Source organism: Nostoc sp., assembly GCF_036916575.1.
In the GTDB taxonomy this organism is placed as follows: Bacteria; Cyanobacteriota; Cyanobacteriia; order Cyanobacteriales; family Nostocaceae; genus Nostoc.
Map to the genome: position 1 here is coordinate 35,013 of NZ_JBALGC010000023.1, position 16,913 is coordinate 51,925.

11 protein-coding genes and 2 pseudogenes are annotated in these 16,913 nt (G+C 42.1%); 8 read left to right on the forward strand and 5 right to left on the reverse strand.

Annotation, left to right across the window (positions count from 1 at the left end; all coding sequences use genetic code 11):
- Positions 1-16: 16 nt before the first annotated feature.
- The 4 genes from V7L29_RS06775 to rsmI form a co-directional block, all read right to left on the reverse strand.
- Positions 17-3,661, reverse strand: a complete 3,645-nt coding sequence (locus V7L29_RS06775; RefSeq protein ID WP_334734944.1) for a response regulator — start codon at positions 3,659-3,661, stop codon at positions 17-19.
- A 1,238-nt stretch (positions 3,662-4,899) separates the two neighbouring features.
- Positions 4,900-5,808: a hypothetical protein gene (locus tag V7L29_RS06780; RefSeq protein WP_334734945.1), complete on the reverse strand. Its 909-nt coding sequence runs from the start codon at positions 5,806-5,808 to the stop codon at positions 4,900-4,902.
- 58 nt (positions 5,809-5,866) lie between these two features.
- Entirely contained in the window at positions 5,867-6,145 is a 279-nt protein-coding gene (locus V7L29_RS06785) for a GlsB/YeaQ/YmgE family stress response membrane protein (RefSeq protein WP_334692088.1), read from the reverse strand.
- 484 nt (positions 6,146-6,629) lie between these two features.
- Positions 6,630-7,490 (reverse strand): 16S rRNA (cytidine(1402)-2'-O)-methyltransferase, encoded by an 861-nt coding sequence (gene rsmI / locus V7L29_RS06790; RefSeq protein WP_334692087.1) that lies wholly within the window; start codon positions 7,488-7,490, stop codon positions 6,630-6,632.
- A 290-nt stretch (positions 7,491-7,780) separates the two neighbouring features.
- On the opposite strand from rsmI, the gene V7L29_RS06795 reads away from it, so the two are divergent.
- From V7L29_RS06795 to V7L29_RS06825, 8 genes and pseudogenes are all read left to right on the forward strand, one after another.
- Positions 7,781-8,674, forward strand: coding sequence for a sugar kinase (locus tag V7L29_RS06795; RefSeq protein ID WP_334692086.1), 894 nt, complete (start codon positions 7,781-7,783; stop codon positions 8,672-8,674).
- 59 nt (positions 8,675-8,733) lie between these two features.
- Entirely contained in the window at positions 8,734-9,594 is an 861-nt protein-coding gene (locus tag V7L29_RS06800; protein ID WP_334734946.1) for a 3'(2'),5'-bisphosphate nucleotidase CysQ family protein, read from the forward strand.
- A 394-nt stretch (positions 9,595-9,988) separates the two neighbouring features.
- Entirely contained in the window at positions 9,989-10,300 is a 312-nt protein-coding gene (locus V7L29_RS06805; RefSeq protein WP_334692084.1) for an RNA recognition motif domain-containing protein, read from the forward strand.
- A 123-nt stretch (positions 10,301-10,423) separates the two neighbouring features.
- The gene (rpsU, locus tag V7L29_RS06810) at positions 10,424-10,618 is read left to right on the forward strand and encodes a 30S ribosomal protein S21 (RefSeq protein WP_334692083.1); all 195 of its coding nucleotides are present in this window, start codon (positions 10,424-10,426) and stop codon (positions 10,616-10,618) included.
- Positions 10,619-10,788: 170 nt separating this feature from the next.
- Positions 10,789-10,962, forward strand: a pseudogene (locus V7L29_RS35460) (IS982 family transposase); the annotation flags it as partial.
- A gap of 702 nt (positions 10,963-11,664) precedes the next feature.
- Positions 11,665-12,729, forward strand: coding sequence for an alpha/beta hydrolase (locus tag V7L29_RS06815; RefSeq protein ID WP_334734947.1), 1,065 nt, complete (start codon positions 11,665-11,667; stop codon positions 12,727-12,729).
- A 361-nt stretch (positions 12,730-13,090) separates the two neighbouring features.
- The gene (locus tag V7L29_RS06820; RefSeq protein ID WP_334734948.1) at positions 13,091-15,208 is read left to right on the forward strand and encodes a catalase; all 2,118 of its coding nucleotides are present in this window, start codon (positions 13,091-13,093) and stop codon (positions 15,206-15,208) included.
- A gap of 642 nt (positions 15,209-15,850) precedes the next feature.
- Positions 15,851-16,570 (forward strand): hypothetical protein, encoded by a 720-nt coding sequence (locus V7L29_RS06825; RefSeq protein WP_334734949.1) that lies wholly within the window; start codon positions 15,851-15,853, stop codon positions 16,568-16,570.
- 255 nt (positions 16,571-16,825) lie between these two features.
- Here V7L29_RS06825 and V7L29_RS06830 read toward each other — a convergent pair.
- Positions 16,826-16,913 (reverse strand): annotated as a pseudogene (locus V7L29_RS06830) (photosystem II protein D1); the annotation flags it as partial.

Sequence of the window (16,913 nt, forward strand, 5' to 3'; positions counted from 1 at the left end):
CAAAGGGGTTGACTCCTTACCGATACAGCCAAACCCGGAGCAGTGAAAGCAGTTGCTCAGTATCTACAGGTTTGGTGATGTAGTCAGAAGCTCCAGCTTCGATGCACTTTTCCCTGTCGCCTGGCATGGCTTTGGCAGTTAAAGCAATTATTGGTAGTGAGCGAAACTGTTGTTGCTGGCGGATGGTGCGGGTAGTTTCATAACCATCCATTTCCGGCATCATGATATCCATCAAAACTATATTAATGTCAGGATTAGCTTGCAGCTTCTCTATGCCGTCTCTGCCATTTTCGGCAAACAGCACTTGCATTTGATAGCTTTCTAAAAAGCTGGTAAGAGCAAAAATATTTCGGAGGTCATCATCTACAATCAAAATTTTCCGGTTAGCCAGCACCGGGTCAGTTTGATGTAGTTGCTCTAATATTTGACGCTTTGGTGGGGGCAAATTTGCTTGCACCCGATGCAAAAACAGGGCAGTTTCGTCTAGCAACCGCTCTGGCGATCGCACATTTTTAATAATAATTGTCTCTGCTAGTCCCCGCAGTTGGGTTTCTTCTTGTCGGCTGAGTTCTTTGCCGGTGTAGACGATGATCGGCAGTTTCAAAAGCCTGGGTTCAAGCTTTATCTGCTCAATTAGTGTAAACCCGCTCATATCCGGCAGACCGAGATCCAGTACCATACAATCAAAGTGATGCGATCGCAAAATCAACAGGGCTTCTTTGCCCGTACCCACTGCTGTACTCTGGACATCACCATTACCGATCAGTTCGATAATACTTTGGGCTTGTACGGGGTCATCTTCTACAATTAGCAGATTTTTTACTTGACGCTCAATAAAGCCTTTAATTTCAGTCAATACTTGAGTTAGCGCTTCTGGAGAAACGGGTTTTTGGAGATAAGTAATCGCTCCTAACTGTAATCCCCGTTGCTGTCTTTCATCAACAGAAAGTATATGTACTGGTATGTGTCTGGTGTCTGGCTTATGTTTTAGACGATCCAGCACCGTCCACCCATCCATCTCTGGCATATGGATATCTAGCATAATCGCATTGGGTTTAAACTGTTGCGCTAGTGCTAGACCTTGTTTGCTCTGTAAAGAAACAATGGTTTTAAAGCCCTGCTCACGTGCCATATCTAGTAAGATGCGAGCAAATTTATCGTCATCCTCGATAATCAGCAAAATGCGATCGCCCGGTTGAATTATTTCCCGGTCATCTGGGATATCGTTGGCGAAGGTAGGAAACACTTTCGCTGATGGCGAGGTGTCCACAATTGTGGGTCTGTTTTCGACCATTGGCACTTCTTTTATGGTCGATGCTGTACCGATAGAGGTAGTTGGCTCAGGGGGTGGTGTGGTGAGAGTATTTTTATCATTCTTTTCGTGTCGCCTGGGCAAATAAAGAGTGAACGTGCTTCCCTGGCCTGGTTGGCTGACTAGTTCAATTCTCCCTCCCAACAGTTGAGCCAATTCGCGGCTGATGGACAAGCCTAAGCCAGTTCCTCCGTACTTGCGGCTGGTTGTGCCATCTGCTTGCTGAAATGCCTCGAAAACAATCTTCTGTTTCTCGACTGAAATGCCTATGCCCGTATCGCTAACTGCAAAAGCAATCATCGGATTATCAACTTCGCCTGCCTCAGTTGCAATGCCAATTTGTAACTTCACGCCTCCCTGTTCAGTAAACTTAAAGGCGTTAGCCAGTAGATTTTTCAGCACTTGTTGCAGACGTTTGGAGTCGTTAGAAATTGTCGGGGGTAACTTGTCATCCAGTTCAACAGTAAAACTGAGTTTTTTATTTTGGGCAATTTGCCGGAAAGTCTGCTTTAAAGATGTCTGCAAATCTACAAAAGCAATTTGCTCAATATCGAGCGACATAGTACCCGACTCAATTTTTGCCAAATCTAGAATATCATTAATCAACTCTAGCAAATCAGTTCCAGCCGAGTAGATAGTCCGGCTGTATTCAACCTGTTTGTCGGTCAAGTTGCTAAGAGAGTTATCTGCTAACAGCCTTGCTAAAATTAACAAGCTATTTAGTGGTGTCCGTAATTCGTGGGACATATTCGCAAGAAATTCTGACTTATATTTGGAAGACAACGCCAGTTGTTCAGCTTTTTCTTCCAAAGACTGCCTCGCCCGCTCAACTTCCTGGTTCTTACGGCCAACTTCCCGATTTTGAACTTCTAACAATTCTGCCTTTTCTTCTAGCTCCTCATTTAGTTGTTGTAATTCCTCGTTAGACTGCTTGACAAGAAATTGTGATTCCTGCAACTCGTGCGCCTGTTCTTCTAGGCGTTGATTGCTTTGCTGTAGTTCTTCCTGCTGGCTCTGCAATTCTTCTGTTAAAGCAACAGACTCTTCAAGTAGTTGCTGGGTTTGCAATTGTGAGGCGATGTTATTTAAAAATACACCTAGATTTTCACTCAATTGTTCTAAAAATCTCAGATGCAGATGGCTGAAAGGCCCAAAAGAGGCAAGTTCAATTACAGCATTCACCTGCGTCTCAAACATTACAGGTAACACAATAATATTTAGCGGTGGAGCTTCTCCCAAGCCGGAACTGATGCGGATATAGTCACTAGGAACTTCCGTTAAGAGGATTCTTTGTTTTTCTAAGGCGGATTGTCCCACCAATCCCTCGCCTAAACGAAACTGGTTTGCTAGGTTTTTACGTTCTTTATAAGCATAACTACTCAACAACTTCAGTATAGGCTGGTCGTCTATTGAGTCCATAAAATAAAAAACGCCCTGCGATGCTCCAACCAGTGGTGCTAAATTCGACAAGATCAGGCGAGACGCATTTTCTAGATTTCGCTGCCCTTGGAGCATCTGGGCAAATTCAGCCAAATTAGACTTTAGCCAGTTTTGCTCGTCATTTTTTTGAGTTGTGTTTCGCAGATTAACGATCATCTGGTTGAAGGTGCGCGTCAACACACCAATTTCATCCCGGCGATCGCTATCTGGTAAACTCACCAATAAATTCCCATCCGCCATTTTTTCTGCTATGTCAGAAACTCGCTTCAGCGGTACTGAGATATGTCTGGTCAGGACGAATCCGATTAAAGCTAAGATTAAAGAAAATAAAAGAATACTATAGAGAATGCTGGCGATCGTTTTTTGAGCAGCAACTTGTGCCTGCTCAGAGCGCTGTTTGAGAAGTTTATTCTCCTCAGTTTTCATCGCCTGGATAACTTTGCGGATCTCAGTCATCAGTTGCTTGCCTCGGTCTGTCAGAACAACCTTTTGGGCAGCTTCAAAACTTTGGTTCTGACGCAAGTCAATGGTTTCTTTAAGTTCAGCCTGCTTTTGAGCGATTAGTGACTGTAAAGTATCAAGCCGACTCTGTTGGTTGGGATTATCTGCTGTTAATCTCTGAAGTTCCTCAACTTTTTGATTCAGCACTTGAATGGCAGCATTATAAGGTTCTAAATAGCGCTGTTCTCCAGTAATAATGTAACCACGTTGCCCAGTTTCAGCATTTGTCACTTGCAAGTTGAGGTCTTCAAGCTGACTTAACACCTGGTAGGTATGGTTTTCTTGACGCGAAGTTTTAATTAGCTCATTGGTGCTTTGGTAGGAGATTAGACCAATAGTGGTCAGAGTTGCCAAACTCAGGGCAAAACTAATTCCAATTTTGATTCCAATCTTTGAACGTTTCAACATTATTCCAGGCAGTTATTCAAATTATTTCTGTTTTTAAGACTATTTTGATTATATTTTAACTATCCAAAACAAAGCAGGATATTTCGTTCATGTGGGATATGCCTAGTTTTTTGCACGCCCAATATTATCACTTATAAATATATTTATAAATGTAACGTCATTTTAAATAAATGAGTAGATTAATAATCTTTTTTCTAACACTTTGATATTTTAACAAATCCTAAACCTGTAAATAGCATAACTTTTTTCAAAAAAATTAATCAGCTTATTTTATAATTGAATCTTGCAGGGGATAATTAAACAATTGTTCTTAGATTATAAATTTAATATCAGACTTGATTAAAAAAATGGGAATTTTTATGAGTGTAGTAATTGACTTAGCAAGACCAAAATTCTGCAAAGGGTAAAAGGTCGAATTTATTGTTGATTGGTAACCAGAATACAATGCTATCCTAACTTTGGACACTGGTCGTATATTGTAGAAATTAAAATGGATGCAAAACTAGAAATGGTTAGAATTAGTTGTTAAACTACTATTCTACTATTTGAAACGGATATTATTTTACTCTAAAACTACCCTTTTGTAGCTTTGGTTTAATATTAACATCATCTTTTTCTCAAAACACCCTTGGAGAATATTGAAAAATTCAACGCTCAAAAAAAGCTGGATAGTAAAATCAAGCAACAGGATAAGAAAAATTAAGTTCATTAAAACACAATTTATATAAAAGCTAAATATAGTGGATAGTGGCTTTTGCAGTTGCATATAACATCAATGCCATTATAAGTAGAGGTCGGCATGAATAATTATTATTGGGATAAGGCAGTTATTGTTGGAAGTTCTTAGCTGGGGAAAAGAGTTTGAGCCTTTTTACTTTTCTTCACACAGTTTGGTTTTATTGTGCCGACTTACTTAGATTACTATATAGATCAACCGTAACCTTAGTTATGGCAAGCAGTATACTGATGAAAATAGGACTTACGCATCAAGTATGAAGTGTAGGGGTAATACCCTACGGGAAGCAGATGCAGCGTCTACATGAATTGCCCCTACGGTAATTCAAGGCTTTCACTGCATTTTTGCGTAAGTCCTGGAAAATTTAAGGTTTCAAAAAACGATATATACTTATAAATCACATATTATTTATAATACTTAAACTATCTTATACTATAAACTTTTATGAATATCCAAAATTCCAGTATGTCATCACACTTGTTGAGATTAACTTGACATTTAACTAGAAATTCTTAATAACCTGGCGTTCGCTTTTAGCCGCATCAAGTTCAGATTGGCTATAGATGCGAAAATGTTGAATCTTGTTACTCTCTAAAATAGCTTTTGCACCTGCTATGTAAATATCAGTGCCTTTTATGACTACTACGTAATGGTCAAGGGTCACTTGATGCTCATAATATTTGGCTAAATCATCAGGAATTCCTAAAGTAGTGTAGTTATCTTGGGAACTACTAATAGTTGCCTCAAAAATACTACTTAGATTGCTTATATTTTTAGCAATTATCGATACTTGACTCATCGGAAAGCCAGCAGATCTTAGTTCAGTAAGTGCTATTTCTGCATCTTGATGCGTGTAAAAAACACCAACTGCATTTTTATAGCGACTATTTGGGGTCAAGTATGGCTCATAAATACCCCACTGATGAATATCACGGCGATTAAAAATCCTCTTAGCAAGACGAATTTCTATGTCTATACCAGTTACTATCACTAAATAATAACCTTTACAGATAAGATCGCTGTAACCCTGTACTTGCTCTTTAGGAATTCCTAAACTTAGGAATACAGCAGGCAAACCACCTGCTAAAGTGGTAGCGATCGCTGTTGCTTCTGCTCCGGCTAGGATAACTCGACCTATACCAGGAATTACCCAGAGGACTAAACCGACTAATAAGCCAGTAAGACCGCATAAAGCACCAGCTGTCAAAACTCCAGCAGTATCTTTTGAGGACATATTGCTGGTGCGCTCTTTAAGTTCAACACCAGCAAGATCACTTTCTTCTGCATTTCGTGCAATTACAGAAACTTTGTGCATTGGAAAATTAGAAGCTTTTAGTTCCTGAAGTGCTAATTGTGCCTGCGAACACTTAGCAAAAACTCCTATAGTTCTTCGCTCGTTTTCTAATGTCATTTTCTCGGTTTATTGCAACTAAAAGTGATTCCCAAGATTGTTAGCTAATTTCAGGCAATTACACAGCTCGACGAGTCAGTAAACCCCAAAGGAAAATCAGTAACATAGCACCCAGAACAGCAAATAAAATACTTCCAAGGGAAAAAGCGCCTACAGATGCGGCGGCTGCCGAACTACTTCCTAGCAAAGTTTGACCCAAATAACCCCCAACTACGGCTCCAAGGATTCCTAAGACAATGGTGGAGAGAATACCGCCACCTTGAGTTCCTGGATAAAATAACTTAGCTAACGCACCTGCAATTAGACCTAAAACCAGCCAAGCAATAATGTTACCCATAAAATTTCTCCTTCTTGTAAGAATCTGCTCTGTATGCCTTTGACTATTTCATCTTAAAATTTGCCTACAAAATTATTGATCTATCTAGAGAAATAATATCAAAAATCTTTAGATATCATTTTAATCTTCACCAGATAGTCTTTGAGGATGAATATATGAATTAGTAATAAGAATGTATTTGGTATGGCAATCATACTTTTTTTACTGAAACTATATAATCCAAGTTGCAGGTGCTCAAATTTTAAGTATTTTGTAACCCTCGATTCACGCAATGCCTGCGGCAGGCTACGCCTACACACATGAAAAGTTGACTATAAGTTACTGTTGTGCGTAACTTATAGTTAACTCAAAATAGGAATGTGAACTCGACTTGAGAATTATGCTTATCCTAAAATATCAAGCCAAAAATTCTCTGAATTCAATTATTCACAGAAGATAAATAGAGATGTGAATTTATGATTTTCAAAAAAGCGGTATTAGCTGTTTAAGACTCAGGACTGAGAACTATAGAAAGAGCTAGTTGATAAAGTTGGCGACGGGGAAGGAAAGTGGCTTTTGCTAACTGACGGCTAGCTTGCGATCGCGATATTCCCTGACTAATTAACTGTTTCAATTCGGTTTTCAATTCCTCTTGTGTCAGTTGGGGCTGACTAGGTGGAATTCCCGCCACTACTAATGTATATTCTCCTTGGGGTTCTCGTTGGCTGTAGTGAGCGATCGCTTCGGCAATTGTCCCCCGCCAAAATTCCTCATACAATTTTGTTAACTCGCGTCCTAGCACGATTTGGCGATCGTTTCCCCAAACGTCTGCTAAGTCTTGCAAAGTTTCTCGCAATCGGTGGGGCGATTCATAGAAAATCAATGTGCGAGATTCTGTTTGCAGAGATTCTAAATGTTCTTGTCTGTGTTGACTTTTAGCTGGGAGAAAGCCTTCAAAGACAAACCGATCTGTTGGTAGTCCAGCCGCACTCAAAGCGGTAATTGCTGCACTAGCGCCAGGAATAGGAACTACTGGAATTCCTGCCTCAATACAGGCTTTCACGAATTCATATCCAGGATCGGAAATACCTGGCATCCCAGCATCGCTCACAAGGGCGATCGCTTTATCGTTAACTAAATGCTCTAATAATTCTGGGATGCGGCTGGTACGATTGTGTTCGTGGTAACTCACCTGGGGTGTTTTAACTTGAAAATGCTGTAGCAGTTTCCCTGTATGACGCGTGTCTTCCGCAGCAATCATATCCACAGTTTGCAAAATTCGCACCGCCCGAAAAGTTATATCTTCCAGGTTGCCAATTGGTGTGCCGACGACGTAAAGTGTTCCTGGTTTTGGATCGGTTTGCATGAGCAAGAGTTAGGAGTTAGGAGTTAGGAGCAAAGCCGGAGACTCCGAAGCTCCGGTTAGGAGTTAGGAGTTAAAAATATAGGACTTACGCATCATACATATGTACTATACCAAACTTGGGCTTTTGAGCCATGTCTGACACCTAAAACAGTAAATATGCGATCAAATCAGAGTTGCAGTCAGCACCGGAAATGTACATTTTGTGTGATGCATATTATGGTCGGTTTATACAGTGCGTAAGTTCTAAAATAAGAATTTATGCTATGCACCTAGAGGAACATATATGAAAAATGACTAATCTAAAATCCAAAATCCAAAATCCAAAATCGGATCATGGGTTATTTGTAGGTTTAGTAACCTTGGATTTGATTTACCTTGCTGATTCTGCCCCTAAGAATAATCAGAAGATTGTTGCTACTGACTATACTGTAGGGGCAGGGGGGCCAGCAACAAACGCGGCTGTAACTTTCAGCCATTTAGGTAATCAGGCTACAGTCTTGGGTGTGGTGGGTTCTCACCCAATGACGCAGCTAATTCAAGCTGATTTGGCAAATTACAGAGTTGCGATCGCAGACCTTGAGCCTACCACTGATTTAGCACCGCCTGTCTCCTCAATCATTGTTACTCAAGCCACAGGTGAACGAGCTGTGGTTTCGATCAATGCTGTTAAAACTCAAGCCAGCAGCGCATCTATCCCGCCAGATATTTTGCAAAATGTCCATATAGTACTGATTGATGGACATCAGATGACGGTTAGTTATTCCATAGCCCAAATGGCTAAAGCTAAGAATATCCCAGTAGTAATTGATGGTGGTAGTTGGAAGTCTGGATTTGAGCAAATTTTGCCGTTTGTAGATTATGCTATCTGTTCAGCTAATTTTTATCCCCCCAACTGCCAGACTGGAGAAGACGTTTTTGCCTATCTGGGCGGATTTGAAATTCCTCACATCGCTATTACTCACGGACAAAAACCAATTGAATACTTGAGTTGCGCTAAAACTGGTATGGTAGATGTGCCGCAGATTCAAGCGATTGATACCTTAGGGGCTGGAGATATTTTTCACGGTGCTTTCTGTGACTACATTTTAAAGGAAAGTTTTACTGATGCACTGACACTGGCAGCTAATATTGCTGCTGATTCCTGTAAATTTTTTGGTACCCGGCGCTGGATGAATTTAAACTAGGGACGCACAGAGGTGCGCCTCTAATCACGTTATACATATTTTTAGAACAGGCCAAATTAATGAAAGACTTACAAGAAATATTAGCGATCGCTTGTGAGGTAGGTTGGGGCGCAGCAGATATACTGCGATCGTATTACCACGGCACTGCAAAAGACCCTAACTTAGAAGTAAAATATAAACAAAATGAGCCTGTTACCGTTGCTGATGTAGCTGTGAGTCAATACATTTTGCAGAGGCTACAAGCAACTTTAGGTAATGAAGATTTTGCTTACATCAGTGAAGAAACCTATCAATCGCCAAGTACAGGCGCACACCCTTCTGCCCCTTGGGTATGGATAATTGACCCTTTGGATGGCACACGAGACTTTATCAAAAAAACTGGGGACTATGCGGTTCACATTGCTTTAGTCAAGGAAACACGCCCAGTGTTGGCAGTGGTGGCAGTACCAGAGGCTCAAAAGTTATATTATGCAATCAAAGGTGGGGGTACATTTGTAGAAACCCGTGATCGATCTGTTCCTTTACAAGTGTCGTCAGGCAAAGGAGTTGAGGATTTAACCTTAGTCGTTAGCCGCTCTCACCGCAACCAACGGCTAGATTACTTACTACAAAACTTACCCTGCCAAAATCAGAAAGCTGTGGGTAGTGTAGGCTGCAAAATCGCCACCATTGTCGAGCAACAGGCAGATATCTACATTTCCCTTTCTGGCAAGTCTGCGCCCAAAGACTGGGATATAGCAGCTCCAGAATTGATTTTAACAGAAGCTGGTGGTAAATTTACCCACTTCGACGGCACTCCGTTGCAGTATAACACCGATGATATCAATCAATGGGGAGGTTTGCTGGCTAGTAACGGTGAATATCATCAGGTGCTGTGTAAGGAAGCAGAAAGGATTTTAGCGCAGTTTAACCCTAGCTAATTGGGCATTTGAGGATGAATATTTTTTAATTTGCTTTTAAGACACTCAGTTATGGTATGATTATCCCCACTACCGATAATAATCTTTACCCTTAGTCCACAGCTTAATTTTCAAAACACTAAATAGCTGAGCGATCGCTAATTAATACTGATTTGCTGTTAAAAGTGTAACTTTTATAGTGCAAGCAACAAAAGCCTGTCGTAGAAAGGTCTACAAACCTGTCTTAAAGGTTTTATTTGTCAATAAAATTCACTATAAGACAGATATTCAAAGGCTGAAGGCTGTGTTAAACTCATGGACATAAAGATTATTTTCGGTTGAGTCACTCGTTTTGATTTCTAAAAAGCGCCTCTCCGAATTTAACTCTCTACACTCCCTGAATTCGGAGACTTCTATGTCAATTTACGTCGGAAACCTGTCCTATCAGGTTACAGAAGAAGACCTCAAGCGGGCTTTTGCAGAATACGGAACAGTGAATCGTGTTCAATTACCCACAGATCGGGAAACAGGTCGGCCGCGTGGGTTCGCTTTTGTAGAAATGGAAACAGACACACAAGAACAAGCTGCCATTGATGCACTTGATGGTGCTGAGTGGATGGGACGTGATTTGAAAGTGAACAAAGCTAAACCTCGTGAGGAAAGAAGCAGCTCCTCTCGTGGTAGCTGGGGTGGCGGTAATGCCCGCCGCAACAATAATCGCTACTAAGTCGATTCCTGAAAATTTCACATTTAGAGTCTCCAGCAGATAAAGCCAAAGGCTCCACTCTGCTGGAATATTTTATTTTGTATCTAGCCTTGAACTATTCATCCACATTAAGGAGGAATGAGAATGACACAAGTAGTTTTAGGGGAGAATGAAGGTATTGAATCAGCCTTAAGAAGATTTAAGCGGGAAGTTTCTAAAGCAGGAATTTTCCAAGATATGAGAAAAAAGCGTCACTTTGAGACGCCGATAGAAAAAGAGAAGCGTAAAGCAATAGCTAGGCACAAGCAACGTCGTAATCAACGTTCTCGCTTCAGTTAATAAGTCCAAGCAAATTTGCCTTTCGATTTGACATCTAGTCAGCATCTCTTGATTACTGTCATACCTCCGGCAAGCCACAAGTAATTAGGCATACATAAATAGATAACACTGTTCGTAGTAGCGCTGTTTTTGCTTTCAGCGCTACCAGACGTATATATTTTCAATTGTGTAAGGATTATTATACTAAACACGTATAGTAATTATTTTTTAACATATTTTCACGACTTTAGTCAGTTATAACCGATTTTTAGAATTGGAGAAAAGTGCTTTAATACCCTTGTGTTGCTATCTTCATCTGCGTTGTGGAGCACATTACTGGCATCAATTTTATTGATTCTACTTCAGGTAATCACGGGGGAGTGCTGCCGCTAGATCAAGCATCATACGGTTACGAAATTTTCAAACACAAGTAGGACAACTGCATCAAGATTGTCCTCAAACCTTAAGGAGTTATACAAATTCTCTATAAACTTGGACTTAATAATTAATTGCTTAACTAATATCTTTACTTTGCGACGGCAGTCGCTCATGGGGGAAACCTCCAAGACCGCGCTGCCTTTACTTTGCGGTTCGTTTAATAAATATTAAATGTATATTCAGGGAATAACAGTATTAATAATTACATACTTTGATTACTAACCTTGAGTTAAATTAATAGCAAAGCAGCCAAAACAGAGCAAATACCATGTTGCTTCAACGCCAAGCTTTGCTTAACTCTTTTGTATCCATAATCACATCTGCATTGAGCAGTAGTTTATTCCGGTTCAATAACTTAGGCATTACTAACCAATGCTAGAGGCGAGATTGCTTCTAGCTTTTTAAGATTAATACTGATGAGGTACTTTGAAAAGTTGAATAAGTCTCTTCAATGCCATCCAGAAGTAAGCTTACTGCGATCTGAGCCACTTATAACAGACTAATAATGCAGTGCTTCAGATGATGTCGCCAGCGATGTCTACGACGGCCTACGCCTACGCGTGGAATTGGATGGAAAAACTAGCCAGACTTAGGTTGTACTTCTGCTGTGGTACTTTTTAGAGGAGTTTATGAATCAAAAAATATCGAGAAGAGAGTTTGCCACCCTAGCAGGGTCAGGGGTGGTGGTGATCGCCTTAGGTGGCCCACTTCTGGCGAAGGCAGCAGGGGCCGTATCTACGCCTGATGCCCAGATGAAAGCCGTGCTAGATGAACTTGCCTCTTTTAACGCACCGCCAATTGAAAAATTGTCACCCATGAATGCTCGCAACAATCCAACTGTGGCAGATGCAGTTATGGGCGTGCTTGCCAAACGTCGCAAGCCTGCGGTGGAAATGGTCGGGGATGTCAATCATCAACTTATACCAGGGCCGGGGGGCGATCTTCTAGCGCGTATTTATCTACCAAAGGGAAAAGGGCCCTTCCCAGTGCTGGTCTACTTCCACGGTGGCGGTTGGGTAATCGCCAATTTAGATACCTATGATTCATCGTGCCGCGCTTTGACTAATGCAGCTAACTGTATGGTTGTATCTGTCGCCTATCGCCAAGCCCCAGAACATAAGTTTCCCGCAGCGGCGGAAGATGCTTATGCTGCAACTCAATGGGTTATAGCTAATGCTGCCCGAATCAACGGCGACCCCAAGCGGGTTGCAGTTGGTGGCGAGAGTGCAGGTGGCAACTTGGCAGCTGTCACCTGCTTAATGGCACGCGACAGAGGTGGTAAGATACCTGTACATCAGATGCTAATCTATCCTGTTACCAATTACGCCTTTGATACACCCTCCTACCAGGAGAATGCCAACGCCAAACCGCTTAACAAAGCGATGATGATCTGGTTCTGGAGCCAATATCTAAACAGTCAGTCTGACGGGAGTAATCCCTATGCTTCACCACTGCGAGCAGAAAACCTACGCGGTCTGCCACCTGCGACTTTGATTACGGCAGAAATTGACCCACTGCGTAGTGACGGAGAAGCCTACGCCAAGCGTTTGCGTGAAGCGGGTTCCTCTGTAAAGGCAATCAATTATAACGGCGTGACTCATGAATTTTTCGGCACTGAAGCAGTGGTAGATAAGGGGAAGCAGGCGGTTAGGGAAGCAGCAGCCGGACTGCGCTCTGGATTTATGGGTAAGTAATTCACTTTGCAACTAACAAGAATCTATCCCACTATTCTAAAAATCCTATTTCTTTTCGTAAAATGTGCTTGAAAACCTTGATTTTTCGTTTTTAGTTCTTAATTAGCTTAAGCTTTGGAGCACAAATCTTATTAGTGGGATAGGTTCAAATGAGACACGCACCGCTTCTCTCCGTCTGGAGTGATAGGAACTATTGTACTATCTTGTTTAAGATAGTAGAATCGCTTTTAGTGACTTGCCCAGAAAGGAATGAGGAGCGGCAACAACCTATCCCAGCAGACTTATTTAGCTGCTAAACAAAATTAACTAACACACTACGCGAATTAATTCAACTGTTAAATAGCACTTCACAGCACCTAACATGACTGAACACAATCCGATCGACGAGCAAAGCAAACAGAAGGCTCTAGACTCTTCTCGTCAAGAAGCTGGGGAATATCTGACCACTAATCAGGGAGTGCGGGTTAACAACACAAATGATTCGCTCAAAGCTGGTGAGCGTGGCCCCACATTGATAGAAGACTTTCACTTCCGCGAGAAACTGGCACACTTTGACCGAGAGCGTATTCCAGAGCGGGTGGTTCATGCGCGAGGAGCAGGTGTTCATGGGTACTTCCAGCCTTATGAATCCCTGGCAGAGTATACAAAGGCAAAATTTCTCCAAGATCCCTCGGTTAAAACTCCCGTCTTCGTTCGATTTTCCACAGTTGCCGGGTTCCGGGGTTCAGCTGATACTGCCCGCGATGTGCGTGGATTTGCTGTCAGGTTCTACACAGAAGATGGCAACTACGATATAGTCGGCAACAATATTCCGGTGTTTTTTATCCAAGATGCGATCAAGTTTCCTGACTTGATTCATGCCGTGAAACCCGAACCGCACAACGAGATACCCCAAGCGGGAACCGCTCATGATAACTTCTGGGACTTTATCTCGCTGATGCCGGAATCGATGCACATGATTATGTGGATACTGTCTGATCGCACCCTTCCCAGAAGCTACCGGATGATGCAAGGATTTGGGATTCACACTTTCCGCTTTGTCAACGAACAAGGCAAAGCAAGGTTTGTGAAATTTCACTGGAAGCCGATTCTGGGCGTGCATTCGCTGGTGTGGGATGAGGCGCAAAAAGCAGGCGGAAAAGACCCAGATTTCCATCGCCGCGATTTAGGGGATGCGATCGAAATGGGCGACTATCCAGAATTTGAACTTGGCGTGCAGATTGTCGAGGAAGAGGACGAATTTAAGTTTGATTTTGATATTCTTGATTCCACCAAGCTGATTCCTGAAGAATTGGTTCCAGTGAAACCAATCGGCAAGATGGTACTCAACCGCAACCCAGACAATTACTTTGCCGAAACCGAACAAGTTGCTTTTCAACCTGCCAATGTTGTACCGGGCATCGACTTCTCGGATGACCCACTATTGCAAGGTCGGATATTCTCCTACGCTGATACGCAAGTACACCGTTTGGGAAGCGCAAATTATACCGATTTACCAATTAACCGTCCCGTTTGTCCGTTCCATAATAACCAGCGGGACGGCGTTATGCAGTACAACATTCCCACTTCAAAGGTAAACTACTACCCGAATTCTCTGGGTAATGGTTGCCCGATGACGGCTCCAGAAAATCTTGGCGGCTTTGTCAGCTATAAGGAGCGGGTAGAAGGTAATAAAATTCGAGAACGCAGCCCCAGTTTCCAAGACCACTTCAGTCAGGCAACTTTATTCTGGAACAGTTTATCCGATCCGGAGAAAGAACACTTAGTCAAAGCCGCACATTTTGAGCTGGGTAAAGTGATGAACGCCGCCGTCAAAGAGCGGATGCTGGAGTTATTTAACTCTGTCGATCATCAATTGGTAATCCGCATTGCTGAGGGACTTGGCTTACCTGCTCCTACAGAAGTCAAACCAAATCATGGGCAGAAATCTCCGGCGCTCAGTATCCAAACTATGCTAGAGAAGATGCCAGAAAAAACGATTAAGAGTCGCAAGATTGCAATTCTAGCGGCGGATGGTGTAAATGCTCAGGAACTTAGCACACTCCAGCAAGCACTAATGCAGGAGGGCGCTCAGGCGAAAATCATTGCGACTCATGGCGGTAAAATCAAAGGCGATGATGGTCAGGAAATCCCAGTTGAGATGACCTTTGTCACAGCTGCTTCTGTAATGTTTGATGCGGTGTATGTACCTGGTGGAGCGCAGAGCATTAAGACGCTCAAGCAGGAGGGAGAAGCAATTAACTTCATTAACGAGGCATTTAAGCACTATAAAACAATCGCAGCGACCAGCGAAGGGGTTGAACTCCTATCGGTGGCTGATATTGCAGGTGTGAAGTTGTCGCAAAATGGCGCGCGCTCTGACAAGGGTGTGGTGACTTCTAGTGAATCTGACTTGAAGTCTGTAGCTGATGATTTTATCAGTGCGATCGCTCAACATCGCCATTGGATGAGATTTCAAAAGGAGATGGTGCCTGCATAGCCACTTGCTTGACTTTGTGAACGGTAACTAATCCTAAATCGGACAGAAGCAGGGTAAACCTAACTTCTGTCCTTTCCATTTTTACAGCCAATGATATATATTCATATATTCTTACAGCAGATTCCAACTTAGTGAGGTACAGATTATTGTGCCCTTACAATAATCTGTACCTCATTTACCTGAAAAACGCTGTATTTAGAGAAATTTATTCAGATAAAGTTAAATAGCCGTGTGTTTTATGCACCGCTGTACGCCCCTACCTTCTACCTGATTCTACAAAGAAGCGCTATAGTTTGTTGAGTTCTATTTGCAGAACTTGCAGCAATATAAATGTATTCTTCCTCTATACCCATAAAGTATTGTAGATATCATTATGATAATTCATAATTACTAATTCGTAATTCGTAATTATTACACCATAGCTAAAACTAGGGGCTTGAAATAATGAGGAATATAAGTTGTTTTTCTCCATCAATTAATTGCAGGGTATAAAACCTGAATTAGTTACGACTTAAGATAGCGCAGCGTTAGCGAATGCATCGTACTCCTACGGAGAAGCAAGCTACATGCAGCGTCTTGTAAAGAGCGTCACTACGAATTATTTGTTCAGTCTGCAATCCTTGGCTCTAAATTTTCAAGCAAATGTTACGACTTTATCATTTATTACTAGGTTCTATTTTGCTGATATTAATACCGCTGGCAGCAAAATTTGTTCTTCCCCAATTTTCTCCACCCAAAGAAGTAAAGTCCCCTACCGTTACAAAACTTCCCAACCTTAATGAGGGAAATATCTGGCAGAAAATCCTGGGAAATACTGCTACTCCAACTAACTGGCAAATTGCTGCTTGTGAGGGAAATGCACCCTTGTTGTGTGTCTCCTCCAAAGGGGAACTTTTGGGTACAGTTGAGATTAACATTTACTCATTAGCAAACAACGAGGATTTCCAAAAGAAACTCATAACAGCTGGTATTTCACCTGGTTCCGAAGTGGACTACCAAAGTTCCAAATACCAAACCCAGGTATTATCAGCACTCAAGGCTTGGGTTGAAGATAACTACGCTGCTTTTGCGAAAGACCGTCAGGGTAAATATGGAAAACAGATTACTTTCTTAGCCTACCCACCGCAACCAGTACCTGTTGGTAAGCTTCAAGGAATCCGCTATGGGTTCGCCGGACTCAAGCTAAAAGGTGGAGTACAAGAGCAACATATCGGTCATATTGCCTTTGATGGCACTAAACTTTACGTAATTACCACTGCTTTTGACCCAGGTACGCAAACAGGTAAATTTGAGAAACTGGAAAACTTGGCTATTTTTCAACCTTACTTATATGCGATCGCAGCAGATTTGCGTTTACCCTAATAGGCATTGGTTATTAATTTTTCTCCCGCTGCTTCCCCTGCTCCCCCCACTCCCCAGTCCCCAGTTCCAATCAACCTAAATCTCAGCCACCGCCCGTTCAATCAAGCGACGTGCTAAAGTTTGCGTGCCCGTGTGTTCATAATAATTTGTTGCCATGCTTAACGTACTAATTAACCCAATGCAAAAACGCCCTCCCGAAAGGGAGAGCGTCTTTTACTTATAGATAAGCGTGAAGAGCGTATCTCAGATTACTATTTAACCGTTGATAGCAGGAGCACTTAGAGCTACAGGAGCAAGATCACCAGCAGCCAAATCTAAGGGGAAGTTGTGAGCATTGCGCTCG